This is a genomic window from Niastella populi (assembly GCF_002078015.1).
In the GTDB taxonomy this organism is placed as follows: domain Bacteria; phylum Bacteroidota; class Bacteroidia; order Chitinophagales; family Chitinophagaceae; genus Niastella; species Niastella populi.
The window spans coordinates 59,881-78,537 of record NZ_LWBP01000056.1 but is presented as its reverse complement, the minus strand read 5'-3'; the positions used below and the strand labels follow the sequence as shown (position 1 = coordinate 78,537).

12 protein-coding genes and 1 pseudogene are annotated in these 18,657 nt (G+C 46.6%); 3 read left to right on the top strand and 10 right to left on the bottom strand.

Translation table 11 applies throughout. The features are described 5' to 3' along the window. Positions 1-20 precede the first annotated feature (20 nt). The 7 genes and pseudogenes from A4R26_RS06995 to A4R26_RS06970 form a co-directional block, all read right to left on the bottom strand. Positions 21-1,094: an endo-1,4-beta-xylanase gene (locus A4R26_RS06995; protein WP_081162717.1), complete on the bottom strand. Its 1,074-nt coding sequence runs from the start codon at positions 1,092-1,094 to the stop codon at positions 21-23. 124 nt (positions 1,095-1,218) lie between these two features. Continuing rightward, entirely contained in the window at positions 1,219-2,112 is an 894-nt protein-coding gene (locus A4R26_RS36210) for a hypothetical protein (RefSeq protein WP_439330553.1), read from the bottom strand. Between the two features lie 399 nt (positions 2,113-2,511). Next, positions 2,512-4,044 (bottom strand): annotated as a pseudogene (locus A4R26_RS36205) (glycosyl hydrolase 115 family protein); the annotation flags it as partial. Between the two features lie 130 nt (positions 4,045-4,174). Then, complete coding sequence (locus A4R26_RS06985) at positions 4,175-4,924, bottom strand: SDR family NAD(P)-dependent oxidoreductase (RefSeq protein ID WP_081162711.1); 750 nt, start codon at positions 4,922-4,924, stop codon at positions 4,175-4,177. A 238-nt stretch (positions 4,925-5,162) separates the two neighbouring features. Then, entirely contained in the window at positions 5,163-7,307 is a 2,145-nt protein-coding gene (locus tag A4R26_RS06980) for an alpha-glucuronidase family glycosyl hydrolase (RefSeq protein WP_081162708.1), read from the bottom strand. Then, positions 7,304-7,495, bottom strand: coding sequence for a hypothetical protein (locus A4R26_RS06975; protein WP_081162705.1), 192 nt, complete (start codon positions 7,493-7,495; stop codon positions 7,304-7,306). Before A4R26_RS06975 ends, A4R26_RS06980 begins: the two co-directional genes overlap by 4 nt. Further along, positions 7,492-8,532, bottom strand: coding sequence for a LacI family DNA-binding transcriptional regulator (locus A4R26_RS06970; RefSeq protein ID WP_081162702.1), 1,041 nt, complete (start codon positions 8,530-8,532; stop codon positions 7,492-7,494). Before A4R26_RS06970 ends, A4R26_RS06975 begins: the two co-directional genes overlap by 4 nt. 578 nt (positions 8,533-9,110) lie before the next feature. On the opposite strand from A4R26_RS06970, the gene A4R26_RS06965 reads away from it, so the two are divergent. The 3 genes from A4R26_RS06965 (at position 9,111) to A4R26_RS06955 (ending at position 13,541) form a co-directional block, all read left to right on the top strand. Beyond that, the gene (locus A4R26_RS06965; RefSeq protein ID WP_081162699.1) at positions 9,111-11,045 is read left to right on the top strand and encodes a sialate O-acetylesterase; all 1,935 of its coding nucleotides are present in this window, start codon (positions 9,111-9,113) and stop codon (positions 11,043-11,045) included. A 96-nt stretch (positions 11,046-11,141) separates the two neighbouring features. Then, positions 11,142-12,299, top strand: coding sequence for a mannonate dehydratase (gene uxuA, locus A4R26_RS06960; RefSeq protein WP_081162696.1), 1,158 nt, complete (start codon positions 11,142-11,144; stop codon positions 12,297-12,299). Between the two features lie 261 nt (positions 12,300-12,560). Beyond that, positions 12,561-13,541 carry a phosphatase PAP2 family protein gene (locus tag A4R26_RS06955; protein ID WP_165760178.1) on the top strand — a complete coding sequence of 327 codons (981 nt, stop codon included), beginning with the start codon at positions 12,561-12,563 and terminating at the stop codon, positions 13,539-13,541. A 106-nt stretch (positions 13,542-13,647) separates the two neighbouring features. Here the strand turns inward: A4R26_RS06955 and A4R26_RS06950 are convergent, their stop codons facing one another. The 3 genes from A4R26_RS06950 to A4R26_RS06940 all read right to left on the bottom strand — a co-directional run bounded on the left by A4R26_RS06950 (position 13,648) and on the right by A4R26_RS06940 (position 18,369). Next, complete coding sequence (locus A4R26_RS06950) at positions 13,648-15,858, bottom strand: alpha-N-acetylglucosaminidase (RefSeq protein ID WP_081162691.1); 2,211 nt, start codon at positions 15,856-15,858, stop codon at positions 13,648-13,650. A 351-nt stretch (positions 15,859-16,209) separates the two neighbouring features. Continuing rightward, positions 16,210-16,491: a hypothetical protein gene (locus tag A4R26_RS06945; RefSeq protein WP_081162688.1), complete on the bottom strand. Its 282-nt coding sequence runs from the start codon at positions 16,489-16,491 to the stop codon at positions 16,210-16,212. Between the two features lie 576 nt (positions 16,492-17,067). Beyond that, positions 17,068-18,369 carry an NCS2 family permease gene (locus tag A4R26_RS06940; RefSeq protein WP_081162684.1) on the bottom strand — a complete coding sequence of 434 codons (1,302 nt, stop codon included), beginning with the start codon at positions 18,367-18,369 and terminating at the stop codon, positions 17,068-17,070. Positions 18,370-18,657: the final 288 nt, after the last annotated feature.

Sequence of the window (18,657 nt, the reverse complement as noted above, 5' to 3'; positions counted from 1 at the left end):
GTCGGCGTGTTGCCTATTTGCTAAAACCCAACCACCGCCTCAAACGCCTTTTTCGGCTTCCTGTCTTTATCAAACAATGTAGGATAGTTCTTTCTACCCGGTACCGGGTATTCATCGAGCCAGGTATACCGGTCAGAGATACCCCAGCAGGTAACTCCGGTTACCACATTTTTATATTCGCGGAAAATGCGGAATACCTTTTTATATTGTTCCAGTTGTTGCTGTTCCAATTTGGGTGTGAACGCATCGGCATCATTTGCAGTTTTAGCGCGGCGGTTCTTTTCCCAGGGGTAAACGGAAATGTCCAGTTCGGTGAATTGTATTTTCAAACCCAGCGAAGCAAACTTTTCAATAGCTGTGCGCAATTCATTTTCTGAAGGTTCATAAATTGACCAGTGCGCCTGTAATCCAACGCCATGAACCGGCACTTTTGCTTCAACCAGTTTTTTCAGCAGTTTGTATACGCGTTCTCTTTTTTCGGGCCGTTCAGTATTATAATCGTTATAAAACAGTACCGCATTGGGATCTGCGGCATGTGCATATTCAAATGCTTTTACAATATACTCATCGCCGCAAATCTGGTGCCAGAGCGAATTGCGTAATACCCTTGTGCTGTCGTCATCCACCGCTTCATTCACTACGTCCCAGGCATATATCTTTCCTTTATACCGGTTAACAACGGTGGTAATATGATCTTTCAGGCGGCTGAGCAGTACTTCTTTAGTAACGGTATTACCGGCGGCATCTTTGAATAACCAGGCAGGCGTTTGCTCGTGCCAGCACAGGGCGTGACCGCGCACTTTCATTCCATGCCGTTGGGCAAAATTTACTATGGAATCGGCCGGCGTCCAGTTATAGCGGTTCTCCTCAGGGTGTATGGGGCCCATTTTCATTGCATTTTCCGGCGTAAGGCTGTTGAATTGTTGAATGATCAATTCTGCATCTGCACCGGTTAACGATCGCGGGCTCACAGCCACGCCTATGGGGAAGTATGCTTTATAATGATCTTTCAAACCTTTTGTGACGCTGTTTTGGGCTTTAGTATATTGTGTGAAAAGCAGCAATGTGATAAATGAGTAAGTTGCTTTTTTCATATGAATGTTTTTTTATAGTTATTCAGTTATTCAGTTGTTCAGTTATTAAGTTCACCAGCTTGTGAATAATAGCGTTTAAAATTGAACAACTAAGGACCATGAACCATGAACCATGAACCATGAACTATTTCGGTCCCAGATAACTTTTTCTTACCCCGCCAAAATCAACAACTATCTTCTCTATAACAATTCCCGGGTCAACCGCCCAGATCTTCAGCACATGGTGCCCGGCCGTTGGTAATGTATGTATAGAGGTACTGATGCGAACATTATCGCTTACCGATTGCGCCCAGGCGCGTTCTGAATTATCTGCATGTAAGTTGACGAGCTGCGGGGTGTCATCATCGAAAGAAATGCCATAGCGTAACCCGTTCGACTCATTGAAGGGCAGGGTAGGAGCGCAATACACCATTACCTTTGCGGCGCCGGTACCGGTAGTATACATATTATATTCAACATGTGCCGATGTGGCGTTGAGTTCCGAAGTGCGGCCGAATGGCGGGAAAAAAGTTATGGCATTTCCGGTTCTGCCCATATATGCAATAGAAACCCAGTTAATGTCTTTTTCTGTTATTGCTTTGGCATACCGGCTGGCGTCAATAGAAATATATCCGTCGCCTTCAACATGGGTGACATTGGTATACCCCGGTATCGTTAGTTTCTCCAACGGTACATACACCGTTACTTCTTTTGAACCGGGTAAAGTAATGGTGACAGTAGCCTGGTGTTTTCCTTCGGGCACGGCGGCCCACTTCACCTGTAACCAGATGCGTTGTTCTTTATCGATGCGTCCGTTGAGCGAAGAAAGCTGCAACCACGAGGTTTCGGCCTTTATGGTATAGTTGAATGGTAAGGCGCCCTGGTTAAACAGATCGATATAATGTTTTTCTGAACGGTAATTATTAAATGCAGGCAGGATGGCTTTACCCGTTTCACTCGGCCATACCGCCTCCGAGCCTTCAATGGCAATGGCTGGGCGGGATTGCGCAGGAGGTTCGATTGTTTTTACAGCAGGCATTACGTTCACCGGTGGCTGCTGCCAGTACGTATAGCCAATATGGGTTTGGTCCATCATATGGTTCCATTTTCCTTTTGCCAGTTCCTGGTTATATTGTTTGGTGAGCAGCGAGTCGGCGATGAACAACGCTTTCACCCGGGCTGCAAGTTCATTGGTTGATGCACGGCCCTGTTTTGCATACAACTGATTTTTCCCTGCGGCAACATACATTTCATTCAGATTGGCGCTGGCTTTTATGGGGAATAATACCAGTTGGTAAAAGGCATCTTTATATGCTGCGGGTAAGAGTTTGTTTATTTTTTCAGCGAGCAGTACCAGCGCATTGTAATCATGCACCACTTTTTCCGCTTCCTGGTAATTGATGAGGCTATAGGTGCCGGGCGACAATAGCTCAGGTTTGCGGCGGCTGTTGTATTGCGTATATTTCGAAAGCAGGTAACCAATTTCTCCGGCATAGGTGTCGCCAAACTGTTGCGCGGCCCATTCATTGGTATATTCCTGCGTGCGGTCGGTGGTGTATTGCGAAGGGTTCCAGGCATAATCAAGAAAAAAAGAAATGGGCAGCTCCATGGGTTTAAGATCCCCTACGTTCACGATCCAGATGCGATCGACCCCGTATTCATGCGCGAGGTGCATTTGTTCCCAGATGCGCGGAATATTGTTGGTGTTGATCCATTTGTAGTTGCGCGGGCCGCCAACATAATCGAAGTGATAATAAATGCCATAGCCGCCGGCGCGCGCCGGGGCATTGCGTTTGGGCAGTTTTCGGATATTGCCCCAGTTATCATCGCACAAAAGCAACGTGATATCATCCGGTACCCGCATGCCTTTGTCGTAATAGTCCTGCACTTCTTTATACAACGCCCATAGTTGTGGTGTGGCGGTGGCATCTTTTCCCGAAACATTGGCAATGATCCTGCGCTGGTCTGCAACGATCCTTTCCAGCAGGGCGATATTGCTTTGTTCGCTCATAGGTTCATCGCCATCGCCCCGCATACCTACGGTGACAATACTTTCATATGAACGTTTGCGGCGAATGCCTTCCTCCCAAAATTTTTTCAACTGTACTTCATTGGAGTCGTAGTTCCATTTTCCTTTGCCATATCGCCGCCATTCATCATGCGCACGCATCATGGGCTCGTGGTGACTGGTACCTATTACAATACCGTACTGATCGGCTACTACCGCATTCAGCGAATCATCGTCATAAAATGCATTGCCCCACATGGCAGGCCACAGGTAATTGGCTTTGAGCCGCAGCATCAATTCAAAAACCTTTTCATAAAACAGGTGATTGAAGCCGCCGAATGTGGCCTTGCTCCATCGGGATAAAGCGGGCGCTTCATCATTGAGAAATATACCTCGATAAGTTACACCGGGTGATTGGTTTAGTTTGATAGCGCTATTGTACCAGCACGCTTTAGCTTTTTTTACCGGCACATCGGCCCACCAGTACCAGGGCGATACCCCCAGCTGTTTCGACAATTCAAAAACGCCATAAGCGGTTCCCCGTTTATCGCTGCCTGCAATTACCAGGGCATTGTCAACCCCAGGCAAGGGATTAGCAATCACCTGTACCTGAAACGCTTCCCATTTGCCTTTGATACTGTCTGCCAGTAATTTATTGGTTTGAACCAGTTGTTTGATGAGCGATGACCGGTCGAGCGAACCGATGATAATAATATTTTTAGCCTTTTGTGGAAGCGTATTGGCAACCGCCGGTTTTTTACCGGTTACTTTCTCTACATCGGTTTGCAATAGAGCGGCTGCTTTTTGCACCAGCCAGTGATCGGCGCCGTCGACATAGATCGGCGTAGTTCTTTTATCGGTAATAGGAAAGGCGCCGGGTTTATGGTTGGTATGAATGGCTTGTTGGGCAAACAGGGTAGTAATGCAAAGGCAGCACAGTAGTATGAGGGCTGTTTGTTTCATATGATTTAGTAAGAATCGTTGTGTTCAGCAGGTAAGCAATAGGCGGGCTTTCAGGGGAGTTATCTGTGCAAGGGGGTAACCCTGGCACAGATAATATGTAGTTGCTGTTTAACGCAAGATGAAATGTTCTTTAAAACCCGATCGAATTTCCTCCGTCAACCGGTAATACCACACCGGTGATATATTTCGACGCATCGGTAGCGAGGAACAGCGCGGCATCGCCGATATCGGACGGGGCGCCCATAACACCCATGGGGGTACGGCCCAGCGCTTTGTTCTTTCGTTCTGCATCGGCATTGAACGCTTTGGAGGTCATATCGGTGGCAATAAAACCGGGTGCAATGCAATTGATCCGGATGCCCTGGGGCGACAATTCAGTTGCCATGGCCCGCGTCATACCTTCAATCGCTGTTTTCGAAGCCGAATAGGCAATCACTTTGGGAATACCGTATTGCGCCGCCATAGAGCTGATATTTACGATACTTCCTTTTTTATTGGGCAACATGGTCTTTACTACTTCCCGGCTCAATGCAAATACGCCCGTGAGGTTTGTTTGGATCACTTTTTGAAAATCTTCGTTGGTTACCTCGGTAAACTCCTTTTTCATATTGATGCCGGCATTGTTCACCAGGATATCGATGTGTCCGAATTGCGTCATTACCTCTTTCACCAGGCCGGGTATAGCATCCAGGTTGCTGAGGTCGGCAACGATGGGAACGCATAGTGCGCCCAGTTTTTGTTTTGCCTGATGCAGTTTTTCAGCATCACGGCCTACAATGACCGTAGTGATATTGTTTTGTACAAATTTTTCTGAAATAGCCAGGCCAATGCCTGAGCCACCTCCGGTTACGATCGCTACTTTTTGATTAACTGTGTTCATTAATGCTATGTTTATTGGTCTTAACTTTTTTGTTTTCGTTTTCAAAGGAACAAATACAACTGCAAGCTATAAGCTGTAAGCGAATGCAGAATACACTTGCAGCCAAAAGCCAAATCGGAAATAAACCCTGCCGCAGGAGCTGTATTTACTTTCTCATTTTGATTCTTCATTCCTCATTTTTCATTTCCCGCTTGTCTTCACTTCACCATTCAATATTTGACATTCGTTATTCGTTATTTCAATGTGGCGCATAAGGAAAATTCAACTCCATATAATATTCCAATGTACGATCGGGCTTTTCGTATTTCGCCGGTATCGGTTTACCGGAAAAGGTTTGGAAATACAGTAAACACGCGTTGCGCCACCATACGGCTTCCTGCTCCTGAATGCCCAGCAACTGTTCAATTTGTTTGAACCGTTCTTCATCGATATAGTTCTTTAACCTGCTCCAACTGCGCTGCATCCACCGTACGGAATCGACACCCCTGTAATACTTTTCGCACATCTCTTCCCACAATGTTTTGCCCGATTTCATTTTATGATCCCATGGCACATGGTGAAACCACAACAGCAATTCTTCGGGACAGGTTGCTATATTTTCATATTGCCGGCGAACCGCAGGCTGGTATTGCGCCAGTGCATTGCTGCCGCTGGCGGTTCGGTTGAACCCTATACCGGTTGAATCGGCCCTGTGAAAATACACGGGGTTCCAGTCGGCACGCGGCGCTTTGTTATACCAGGGGGCCGGACCGTAATGATGTCCATATCCCATGATATGGTGCAACCCCAGGGGCGTCATGTAATTCACCATGATCTCGCGTGATGCCAGCATCATCTGCTGCACGGTGTCAACAAAAGCTTTTTTATTGGTAAAGGTTTGTCTTATCCATTCATTGGCGATCTGCGCCGGCGTCAGGGCCGGGTTCCAGGCAAGACGGCCGAGGGTGTACCAGTTGGCCTGACCAAAAGGATGGCCCGTCCAGTTGATATCGCTGCCTATATTGGATACGCCGGCCATCCCGGAAAGTGAATGTCCGTCTGCGGTTCCATCAATGATCTGCGCTACAGTACTGCCATTGGGTTTCGTATGGGTATCTGCGTTCAGTACCTCTGTAAACAATGGGGCTTCGTATACGAGGTGAGTGGCAAAACCCATGTATTCCTGTGTAAGCTGGTACTCCATCATCAGCGGTGTTTGCGGCATGGCGCCGAACAGGGGATGAAAAGGTTCGCGCGGCTGAAAATCTATTGGTCCGTTCTTTACCTGAACCAATACATTTTTTCTGAACTGACCATCGAGCGGTTTGAATTCATTGTAAGCCTGTTTGAACCGGTCTTCGGGTGATTCATTGCTGTATACAAAAGCACGCCACATTACGATACCGTTATGGGGCGCTACCGCATCGGCCAGCATATTGGCGCCATCGGCATGCGTGCGCTGGTAATTTTGCGGACCGGGCTGCCCTTCTGAATTTGCTTTTACAAGAAAGCCCCCAAAGTCGGGAATGATGCTATAGATCTCATCTGCTTTGTCTTTCCACCATTTCCTTACTTCTTCATTTAAGGGATCGGCGGTTTTCAGGTTGCCTATTTCAACCGGTGCGCTAAAGCGGGCGGTGAGATACACTTTTATATTGTACTGACGGAATATGGCAGCCAGCGCGGCCACTTTCTGCAACCATGGTTCGGTTAAGATCATGGCATTGGCGTTCACATTCGTAAGCACGGTGCCGTTGATGCCTATGGAAGCGTTGGCGCGTGCATAATCATAATACCGCTGATCGCGGTAGCCGGGTAAGCGTTGCCAGTCCCAGATAGAGCCGCCGGCATAACCCCGTTCAACAGTACGGTTGAGATTGTCCCAATGATTCAGTAACCGCAGTTTTATTGCAGGTGTGCTGGAAATATTCAGTTGGGCAATGGGCTGTTGCATTTGCAGCAACCGTAAAAAATGAAAAGCGCCGTACAGGATACCGGCTTCTTTATTACCCGTGATCAGAATAATATTTTTGCCCTCGTGGCGGATGCTGCGAATAAGATATCCTTCATCGCCCAAACCCGTCAACGTGTTCTCGCCCACTGACTTTTTTATAAATGGCAGTTGCGCAGGCGTTCCCAACATGACGGTACCGTTGGTAACCAGCTTTTGCAATGGCACATTTTTGCCCAGCAATCCGGTGAGGCCCTGTTGCAGTTCCTGTTGTGCTGCAAGGAGCTTACCGTCACTGCACGTACAGTTGATACCGGTTATCTGCTGGCGGTATTGTTGCAGCAAAACAGCGTTGTCAGTTACTTTATATCGAAGCCAAAGATCATAGCCATTTTCCGCTGATACGGAATTGAATAGCATAATGCCGATTATTACAACGATCCATTTTTTCATATGGAGTTTGACGAGTTGATAGGTTGATAAGTTGATAAGGTTGATAAAGGAAATACAGTTCCATTACCAGCTTTTGTATTTGCTTTCGGCTTTTTGCTTGTAGTCCCGACTTCATCGGGATAAACTGTGCGGCTTTCAGCCTGTATCGCTTGCAGCTTAAAGCTTTCGGCTTGAAGCTGTTTTTTCATTCGCTATCCGATTTTGTTTTCAGCGAAGACGCCCGTATGATCAGTTCAGACCTTAATAATATTGTATTGGTAGTGTCGATACTGTTTACGCCATTCAAATGATTGATAAGGCTGGCAGCCGACATTTCACCCATTTTATAACCGGGATAATTTATGGTGGTTAAGTTAGGTTCTATCACTGTTGAAACCGGGTCGTTGTTAAAACCGGCAAAAGCCATATCCTGCGGAATGCGGATGCCCGCTTTCTTCAGGGTCAGCATACAACCAACGGCGCAGTTATCGTTCGCAGCAAAAATGGCGTCGGGCAGGGGATTCATTTGCAGTATGGCGGCAGCGGCCTGTGTGCCTGCTTCCTGGCTCAGGTTATTGATGAGCACATATTTTTCATCGAAAGGGATCTGGTGATCGGCCAGGGCCTGTTTATAACCAGCCAGCCTGTCGATATATACATTGCGTTTTGGCGTGGCGGTAAGATGTACAATACGGCGGCAGCCCTGCGCAATTAAATGACTGGTTGCTTCATAGGCGCCTTTGCGGTTATCGATCAATACGCTGGTGCATTCAGGATGATCTGAAACACGGTCGAAAAATATAAGTGGTATATTCTTTTTAATGAACTGGTCGAAGTGGCTAATCTCTTCGGTATCATAGGCAAGGGACACCAACATACCATCAACCCGGTTATTGAACATGGTTTTGGCGCTGGCAATCTCCTTACCGGCGTCTTCCGACGACTGGCTGATGATAAGTGTATAACCTTCATTGTTGGCAACGCTTTCAATACCGGCAATAACGGTGCTCATGAAGTAACTGTTGAGGCGGGGAACAATGACACCAATAGTATAGGTGCGCTGTTCGCGAAGGTTGCGGGCAAAATGATTATAACGATACCCCATTTCTTCAGCCAGATCGAAGATCTTCTTCTTGGTCTTTTTGCTTACAACAGGGTCGTCTTTTAAGGCCCGGCTAACCGTAGCTATGGAGACGTTTAATTTACGGGCAAGGTCGTAAATCGTAACTTCTTTTGGTTTACTCATACAATCGCTTACATATATGATAGTAAAGGTAGAATAAAATTATTTTTAAAAAAACAATGTAATCGGTTACATTGATGCATTTTTCTATTTAAATTAGTGTCTTCGATTGTTAATCAATTGTTTGCCATCATGAACAGAAATTTTGAAATTAAGGCGGGGAGCTGCAAAAATATCCCCATTTTTAAAGACGGAAAGTCCGACAGAAAGTTACAACCCATGTTGTTTTTCTGCCGGACTTTTTTGGGTTAACGGTGCAGGCAGATGGGTTTATGACTTAAATTCAACAGTTACCGGTTGCCAGGTTCCGCTTACCGGGCCAGAATGTCGGAGAATGCTGCAGGCTTTTATTGACAGCCGGAATGATGGTTGATTTATAAAATAAGAGACTTGCACGGTAAACAGGAACTTCCCCCGGCACCTGGTAACCGGTAACTGGCAACAAATATTTCACTGTGAATCGTAAACTGCGAACTATGAACTATGAACTATGAACTGTGAACTATGAACTATGAACTATGAACTGTGAACTGTGAACAGTGAACTGTAAACTATGAACTATCAACCTGTAACATAGATCTATGATGCGTTTATATTTCTTATTCATTACAAGCCTATTTTATAGCACCCTTGTTGCCCAGGTAAAACTTCCCCGCCTTATCAGTGATAATATGGTATTGCAGCGTGATGCGAAATTAACCATCTGGGGCTGGGCGTCCCCGGGCGAGAAAGTGCGTGTTCGATTCAATAATAAAACATATTCAACTGCCACCGGGGCCGATAGCACCTGGAAAGTTACGCTGCCTGCACAAAAAGCGGGCGGTCCGTATGATATGGAAGTCAGGGGCAGTAATGAGATCCTTATAAAAAATATTTTAATAGGCGACGTATGGGTTTGTTCGGGCCAGTCTAATATGGAATTGCCCATGGAACGGGTAAAGGAAAAGTATGGTGAAGCGATCGCACAGTCGGCCAACCCGGCCATCAGGCAATTTAATGTAGCTACCACTTTTGAGTTTCAAAAAGCACGAACAGATCTTGAATCGGGCAGTTGGGTGGCGGCCGATCCGAAAACCGTTTTACAGTTCACGGCGGTCGGGTATTTCTTTGCAAAGGAGTTGTATGAAAAATACAAAGTGCCCATTGGGCTTATAAAAGCCAGTGTGGGCGGTTCACCTGCAGAAGCGTGGCTTACCGCTGAAGCATTGCAGGCATTTCCAAAACACCTTGAAGTACTGGCGAAATACAAACGCGAAGGCTATATGGATAGCATACGGAATGGCGAACGCCGGTTTCGTGACAACTGGTATAAGACCATCTGGCAACAGGATAAAGGTTTACATGATGCGAAACCCTGGTACGATACAGGCGTTGACGTTAGCGGCTGGTCGAAAATGCCGGTGCCCGGTTTTTGGGATGAACATGGATTAAAAGGAGTGAATGGGGTAGTATGGTTTAGAAAAGATATTGAGGTGCCTGCTTCCATGACCGGTAAGCCGGTGAAATTATTATTGGGAAGAATTGTTGACCAGGATTCGGTTTTTGTAAACGGCCGTTTTGCCGGAACAATTGGATATCAATATCCGCCAAGAAGATATGAGTTGCCTGCAGGCATGCTGCAACCCGGAAAAAATACGATAGTAGTTCGGGTTATCAATAGCGGCGGCCGCGGTGGGTTTATTACTGATAAGCCTTACGAGTTGATCGCAGACGACCATACAATTGATCTTAAGGGGGAATGGCGGTTTGCGTTGGGAACTACTGCACCGCCATTACCGGCGCAAACTTTTTTTCAATACCAGCCAACGGGATTGTACAATGCGATGATTGCCCCCATGCTGAACTATCGCATCAAAGGCGTGATCTGGTACCAGGGCGAAAGTAATGCAGGAAGGCCGGTGGAGTACCGTACCTTGTTTCCTGCAGTTATAAATACCTGGCGCCGGCAATGGAAACAGGGAAATTTTCCCTTCCTGTTTGTACAACTGGCTAACTACATGCAAACGAAAGACAAACCCGGCGAAAGCAGTTGGGCCATGACACGCGAAGCGCAAATGAAAACGTTATCATTACCCAACACCGGCATGGCTGTAATTACAGATATAGGTGAATGGAACGATATACATCCATTGAACAAAGAAGATGTAGGAAAGCGGCTGGCGTTGTGGGCGCAGAAGCAGGCGTATGGCGATAAAAAGGTAGTGTATAGCGGGCCGTTGTACCAATCGATGACCGTGCAGGGCAATAAGATATTGTTACAGTTCACCAGCACCGGCAGTGGGTTGATGGCGAAGGGCGGCGGTGAGCTGAAATATTTTGCTATTGCAGGCGCCGATAAAAAATTTGTATGGGCAAAGGCTGCCATTGAGGGGAACAGGGTAGTGGTGTGGAGCGATGAGGTGCCGCAGCCCGTTGCCGTGCGCTATGCCTGGGCCGATAATCCCGAAGGGGCGAATTTGTATAATAAGGAAGGCTTGCCGGCGAGTTCGTTCCGGACAGATGAATGGGAGGAATAAATATCGAATATCGAACGTCCAATGTAAAATGTAGAAGTGAAAACTTGCAGTTACTTCTACATTCAAAATTCAATATTCAGCATTCAATATTATCATATGGAGTACACCATGCGATGGTTCGGGCCCAATGATCCCGTTCCTTTACAACATATACGGCAGGCAGGATGCACAGGCGTCGTTACGGCGCTTCACCATATTCCGGTGGGTGATGTGTGGACCACCGGCGAGATCAACAAACGAAAGGCGATGATAGAAGCGGCCGGCATGAGCTGGACCGTTATTGAAAGTTTGCCGGTACATGAGGATATAAAAAAACAGTCGGGTAACTATCAGCAATACATTCAAAACTATCAGCAAAGCCTGCGCAATGTGGCCGCCTGCGGACTGAAAGTGGTCACCTATAATTTCATGCCCATTCTCGATTGGGTTCGCACCGATATCGATTATGAAATGCCCGATGGCAGTAAGGCCTTGTTCTTTGAGCGGCTGGCCTTTGTTGCATTTGATGTTTTTATGCTCGAAAGACCGGGCGCAGAAAACGAATATACACCAGAAGAGTTGAGTGCGGCGAGGTCATATCTTGACAGCATAACACCACAAAAAAAGGAAACGCTTTACCGTAATGCTTTATTGGGTTTGCCCGGCAGTGATGTACCGTTCACCAAAGAACAGGTGCTGGCCGCATTGAAAACATATGCTCATATCGATGGGGAAAAGCTGAAGGCGCACTTATTTTATTTCCTGCAGCAGGTAGTGCCTGTTGCAGAAGAATGTGGGTTACAAATGGCCATTCATCCCGACGACCCGCCCTACCCGGTATTGGGGCTGCCGCGGATCATGAGCACGGAGCAGGATGTAAAAGACCTGTTGCAGGCGGTACCGTCGAAGGCAAATGGATTGTGTTTTTGTACCGGTTCGTTTGGCGTTCGGGTTGATAACGACCTGCCAGGTATGGTACAACGTTATGGCGATCATATTCACTTTATACACCTGCGCGCCACGAAGAGAGAGGGCGGCGGCAATTTCTATGAAGCCGATCATCTTACCGGCGATGTAGATATGTATGCGGTAATAAAAGAACTGGTGCTGATGATGCAACGCCGCAAGGTTACGCTGCCCATGCGGCCCGATCATGGCCACCAGATGCTCGATGACCTGAAGAAATCAACCTATCCCGGCTACAGCGCCATAGGCCGTTTGCGCGGACTGGCGGAGTTGCGGGGGCTGGAGATGGGGATCGTCAGGAGTTTATAGTTAATGTTTTGTTTGAATGAAGCCAGGAGGCTTTAAGTAAATGAAGTAGGGGGTAGAAGAACCAAATATTGAATGTAGCATGTCCAATATTGAATATAGAAGTGAAGAACAGGGAGGTTGCTGTATTTACTTTTACATTCAACATTAATTATTCTTCTGTTTTAAGTCAGGTGTCCTATGGCATAATTTTTACATGCATCATCGGAATACCTATGTTTATACCAGTTGCATGTTATGAGGCGTCGATTCAGATATACTTGCATGTGGTTGATGCTGTTGCCATTGCCTTTTACCGCCCAGGCGCAAAAGGAGCTGTTTAGAAAAATGGATAGCCTGAGCAGACGGCCGCCTGAACTGAAGAGAGACAGCCGGGATAGCATCAGGCGGGAATTCTACAATCAAAAAACAAAGATCACCTTTCCCATTTACTGGAAATTACTGGCGAATGACCTGAAACAACAGGTAACTTCCCCATTTTACGCCAAACCACGCCTTTGGTACCGCACCGCGGCCGTGGTAGCGGTAACGGGCGGTGTGCTGTTGCTCGATGTTCCCATCAGCAAAAACGCTGTAGACTGGCGTAAAAAAAGCACTACGCTGGTGAGTACCAGTAAGTATATAACGCGTTTTGGCGGGGCTTACGAAGTGTATACACTGGCAGCCCTTGGCACCTATGGCTGGCTGTTTAAAAATGAAAAGATAAAGACCACCACCTTACTGGCCACGCAGGCATATATCACTTCAGCAGTGATCTTTGAAGCCGCCAAATTCTTATCGGGCCGTCAACGGCCATATTATTACGATCCGGAAACAAATACGAATAGTCCGGCCTGGCATGGACCGTTTTACCAGTTTAAAAGAGACGCTAACGGTAACAGGCCCGACAGCTACTCGTATACATCCTTCCCTTCAGGCCATACTACGCTGGCATTTGCGGCCGCAACGGTATACGCTATGGAATATAGCGACCGGCCGGTGGTAAAAATCGGCGCTTATACTGCGGCATCGATCATTGGCTTAAGCCGCATTACAGAAAATAAACACTGGGCCTCTGACGTGTTGATAGGCGGTATTCTCGGCCACCTTATCGGCCGCCAGGTTGTAAATAATTATCACCGGTACGCCAAACTGAAATCACAAGCTGCTGCAAGCGGTAAAAACAAAAACAGGAATACGCTTTCCTTCGCTCCGCAGTTCCAATTTGGCCGATGGTTGCCGGGAGTTGTTTATAAATTTAACTAGCGTCTTAGATTGAGGCACTGTTGGTGCTATGCGGGCTTCGTAAGTTATTGAGTTATTCAGTTATTCAGTTCGTGAGTTAAAACTGAACAACTGAATAACTGAACAACTATTCAAGCTCCTTTCTATATTTATTATACATTTTAACAGAGATCTTTACTGCATCACCAATAGGAACAACAGGAAACCCCTTTTGCGTTGTTACCCATTTCCATTCCCACTGTTTAATGTCATCACCGAATTGTTGAAGGTCGGGTTCTTTGCCGGTGCGTAACGACTGCTGCAGCAGCGCAAAGAACTGTTGCCAGCGTGGTTTGTAGAAATCATTCAGCAAACCGCTCCACTGGCGGTTCGAGTATTCATGAAGCGGGCTGTTGGCATCGCCCCATAAGGTAATGAGATCACGGGCATTCTGCTCATACAATGCTTTTTCTGCTGGCGTGGTGCCATGGCTGCGGGCGCTGGCGATCCAGGGGCCCAGCATAAAATCCTTCCGGGTTGCCAGCAATACATCCATATCGCTGATCAGTTGTAAAAATGCCTTGCTGTATTTATTAAATGCCGCGCTGTCTTTTTCTTTATAAGCGGTCACCCATTTCTTTTGTAACGGTCCGGCATAGTTAGCCAGCACCTGGCGGGTAATATCAACCACATCATACCGGAACCCATCGGTATTAATGCCTTTGCCTGCGGCTTGTATGAACAGATCCCAGGCCGGTAGTAAGTCTTTGCGGTCATAGTTCAGTTTGGTGCGCGTCCAAACGGTGGTGGAATCGAAGGTGGGGCGGCCGGTAACGATCGATTCGGCGCCATCGCGGATATCTTTACCATTATACACCGTTTGCCGTAATATTTGCCAGGCATTCACCAGGTCGTTGCTATTGGTAGCATAGCGGTTCAATACATATTTTGGTAGCCAGGTATCCAATATTATGGGTTCTGTTTGCCACGCGTGTTCCATCATTAGTTCATACAGCACCGGGTTTTGTTCAATGGCTTCCATGGTTAACCCAATGCCCCACATTTTGCCCGACGATTTATCGTTCAATGCAGCTGCAGGTCCGGCGGCCACGCCATCCATCCGGCCAAACATGTTTACATTGCCGCCGAAATTGTGCAACATATTCCAGATCCAGGGTTTATCATAAAACGCGTTCGTGCGTTTCCATACCGGTTCAATTTCTGCAGCCAGATCGAGCAACAGCATTTTATCGCCCGGCACCGCTTTCAGCAATGCTTCTATCTGCGGCGCTTTCCAGAATTTTCTATCGCTATAAAATAACCAGCCCTGCATTACCCAGGTGGCTGCGGTATCGGCCTGTTTCATGCCTTCATATACACGGGCGCTCAGGGCCCCCAGGAAAGCAGGATCATCGGAGGGCGGTTCATTCTCATTAAAGGTGTCTGCTGAATACAAATGATCGGTTCCGAACAACTGCGTTTGTTTTTGCAGGAACTTTTTACCTATCTCCGCAAACAACGGATCTTCCGAATCGAGGATATATGTATCGGCAAATCCGTTCGTCCAGTTGGTGGCCTTTAATCTGGCGTTGGGATATTTCTTTTTAAATGCCGGTGGTACGTGACCAGTGAAAGCCGGCAATACCGGCTTCATACCCAGTTCTCTCTCGCGCTTCAGGATCTTTTCCTGCAATACTTTATGGCTTTTCATCCAACTCAGTGGGAGTGGACCACCCCAGGCATCGAGGTTTCCCATCCAGAACCAGCCGAAATAGGCCGGGCCGCTGAAGAAGTCTTTCAACTCGGCATCACTAAAACCCATGTCTTTATACACCACGTACCAGGTATACTCTTCACCCGTAATGGCCAGGGGCATATTGATCCCGTGCAGGGCCATCCAGTCAATTTCCTTTTGCCAGCGGTCCCAGTCCCACCAGCTCATACTATAGTTGAACGTACAGTAATTAAGATAATAACGATATGTATATGGCGTGGCCCTGCGAACTTTTTCCTTTACCACAGGCAGACTGGCCGGCAGGTTGAGGTTGGTGCCGTTCCAGGTTATCTGGCAATGCGCATATTCGGTAAGATAGTGGTATAAAGCTGAAGCAACCGATAACCCATTGTTGCCGCGCAATACAATTTTGCCGGCGCGGCTTTCCACCTCAAATATGTCTTTACCGTTTTCGGCAGCAATGGCTTCAACAATAAACCGGGTAGCGTGTTTGGGAAGAACCCGTTGAATAAGTGCTTTGGAAGCCTGGGTATTTAGTTGGGCAGCAATCGTAAATGGCAGCATTGTAGCCATGATCAACAGCATAAAGCTGTGACGCCCGGCAATTTTCATACGTTTTAGCATAACTTGTTTCCGGTTATCATACCAAATTTGGTGAAACCGTTAAGGTATAACCAATTTCACTCCCGGCAAAAAGGGTTAGCTAAACATTTGAGGTATTTAACGAAACCGGTTTCGTTATTAAAAACCGTGTTTATACGCTACCAAAAAAAGTTTGTATTATTTAAATTAGTGACTGGCAGTCTGGCACATTATTATGTGCTTATTCCGGATTATGTTTTTTGATCGGAAAATAGATCCTCATTGATATCATTGGGGAAGTGAACAGACACAAAAACAGGGCACCTGCCCACGATGCCCTGTTACTTTCTTTACAAGTATTATAATTGAAAATATTCTGCAGGAAACATATTATCAATGCTGCAAATGGTACCGCATTCTGCTTTCCAGTTTCTCGAGGTTCTTATCTTTCATTACGGTAAATGAAAACTTTTTTCCCGTTTTCGATGCTGCCCTTACCACCGCATCGATCACTTCTCTTATCGATATTTTGTCTTTGCTTTTGAACTCAACATTTCCTGATTCTACTTTTTCACCAGCTGCAACCAGTGACTCCTTCTGCATTTCAGTATATAGATTATTGTAATCATTTGGGTTCGCACTGTGTAATTCAACCCGTGCAGTAAATGTGTTCATATAAATAAATTAATGGTTTGAAATAAATGATCGCTGATCACTGTAGTGTTAATTGACGTTTATGATATTATTAATAATCTGCATTAAAAGCTAACTCAAATTATTTACATATCTACGTTTTGTTTAACGGCCACTACTATTAAAAAAGCGTGCCAATCTGTTGAAACGTGGATATCATAACAATGAGCTTACAATAATTATACAGCGTACGACAGGCTGTTTATAATTGTATATGCCGGCGGCATGCATGGGGGAAAGCGTTGAGTTTGCAGGCAGGACATCGGTGTTTGATTTTAATACCCTATGTGTTTAGTGGGTTATGTTACCGGGTCAAAGTATTATTGGGTTCTTTTGTTAAGTGATTGTAAAAGGTTGAAACTTTTGCTCAGACTGGTCAGTATGGGGAATACATGTTAGTGTATAAATTACGTATTGTAGGCTAACGATAAATGCCTGCCGTAATAGATATACAAAAACGAAATATATTCTTCGCTGCCTTTTTCATTCCCTTTTACCCGTTGAACAGTGAAAATCTTAAAACTTAAAACTTATAACTTACCACTTACAACTTATAACTTATCCAAGTATCAAAGCTAGTATCGCAAATGCATCGATGATCCATAATGCAATACTGATGTCTTTTGTTTTTCCGGTTATGAGTTTGATGGCCGTCCAGCTGAGAAAACCCCAAATGATACCTTGTGTTATACTGTAAGAAAAGGGAATGATCACCATGGCAAGAAAGGCGGGGATGGCCTCATCGAGTTGAGTCCAGTTGATCTTTGTTACCGGTTGCACCATAAATACGCCTACCAGCACCAAAGCCGGCGCGGTGGCAATAGCAGGCACCATCGATAACAGGGGCGCTAAAAATAAAAAAGGCAGGAATAACAATGCGCCGGTTATGGCGGTTAACCCGGTTCTGCCTCCTTCTTTAATGCCAACAGCAGATTCTATATAGGCGGTGCCGGGGCTCGATCCTGCCAGTCCGGCAAGCGTTGTGGCTACTGCATCGGTTACGAGTGCCCGTTTTATATTGCGCGGCTCGCCTTTTTCATCGAGCAGGTTGGCGGCTTCAGATAAACCAACGAGGGTGGAAAGGCTATCGAACATATCGGTAAATACAAAGGCAAAGATCACGGGTATTACCGACCATTGCAGCGAGTTCACCAGGTCGAGCTTCAGCACCAGGCTAAAATCCGGTGCGGCTATCAAACCTTTCCAGTCAACAAGGGGCGGGGCGCCTGTTGCCCACCAGCGGCCCAATGGCACAGCAGCCAGCGTGGTGAACACAATGCCAATGAGAATGGCGCCTTTTACCTGCCGGGTTACCAGTACGGCGGTAAACAGCAAACCCGCCAAAAACGTCAGCAGGGCCGGGTGCAGTTTTCCAATACCTACTATGGTGGCCGGGTTATGTACAATAAAACCGGCATTCACGAAACCAATAAGCGTAATGAACAAACCAATGCCGGCGGCAATGGCATAACGTAATGGCCTGGGTATGGCGCGTACGATATAGGTTCGAATGTTAAAGGCCGACAGTACGAGGAAGAGCACGCCGCTCCAGAACACGGCGCCCAGCGCCACCTGCCAGGGCACTTTCATGCCGATCACTGCTGAAAAAGTAAAAAAGGCATTGAGCCCCATGCCCGGCGCTACCAGTACCGGGTTCTTCGCATACCAACCCATCATAAGGCTGCTGAAGAACGACACCAGCACTGTGGCGGTGAGCACCCCGCTAAAGGGCAGGCCGGCCTGGCTAAGTACCGCCGGGTTAACAACAATGATATAGGAGGTTGCCAGGAACGATGAAATGCCTGCAATGATCTCGGTTGAATAGGTGCTGTTGTGTTTGGTTAGTTCGGCTGAAAACATAAGGTAAGATAAGAAAAAGCGGCAAGCGAATACAAATACCCCTGCAAGCTACAAGCTTCAAGCTGCAAGCGAAATACAGGCTAAAGCCGAAAGCGAATACAGCCCAAAGCCTAAAGCAAAAATCCCCCGCCAGCCGGCGGGGGATTCGTTATGTATGTTATTATTTACCTGATTATCATTGGTGCCCTTAAAATCTTATAAAGTCGGAGACTATGTGGTTGTCAGTTGGCTTAAATACAGGACCCTTATCAACTTGTTAACCTGTCAACTTTTCAACTTTAGAATTGT